Annotated in this window: 1 protein-coding gene; it reads left to right on the forward strand. The window is 71.4% G+C overall.

From position 1 onward, the window contains the following. The coding region (locus PKE99_RS38120; protein ID WP_271215109.1) for an AAA family ATPase at positions 1-744 on the forward strand (744 nt) is incomplete at both ends.

Consider the following 744-nt stretch of genomic DNA (forward strand, 5'->3'; position numbering starts at 1 on the left):
CGTGCGCCCGGCTGCGCACCGAGATCGACTCCATGCCCGCCGAGCTCGACGAGATCACCCGCAAGGTGATGCGGCTGGAGATCGAGGAGGCGGCGCTCGCCCAGGAGGAGGACGCCGCATCCCGGGCGCGGCTCGACCACCTCCGCCGTGAGCTCGCCGACCTGCGCGGCGAGGCCGACGCCATGCGCGCCCAGTGGAATGCCGAACGGCAGGCGATCAAGCGCGTTCAGGAGCTACGGGCGGAGCTGGAACAGGTCCGCCACGACATCCAGGAGGCCGAGCGCGCCTACGACCTCAACCGCGCCGCGGAGCTGCGCTTCACGAAGCAGGCCGACCTCGAGCGCAAGCTCGAGGCCGAAGAGCATCGGCTCGCCACGAAGCAGGGCGAGCACCGGCTGCTGCGCGAGGTGGTGACGGCGGAGGAGATCGCGGAGATCGTCTCGGTGTGGACCGGCATCCCGGTCGCCCGGCTGACCGAGGGCGAGCGGGAGAAGCTGCTGCGCCTCGACGAGGTGCTGCACCGGCGGGTGGTAGGCCAGGACGAGGCGGTGCAGGCGGTCGCGGACGCGATCATCCGGGCCCGGTCCGGGGTGAAGGACCCGCGACGGCCGACCGGCTCGTTCATCTTCCTCGGCCCGACCGGTGTCGGGAAGACGGAGCTCGCCAAGGCGATCGCCGAGGCGCTGTTCGACTCCGAGGACAACATGGTCCGCCTCGACATGAGCGAGTACGGCGAGCGGCACA

Origin of the sequence: Pseudonocardia halophobica, assembly GCF_027922425.1 — a bacterium.
GTDB classification, from domain to species: domain Bacteria; phylum Actinomycetota; class Actinomycetes; order Mycobacteriales; family Pseudonocardiaceae; genus Pseudonocardia; species Pseudonocardia halophobica.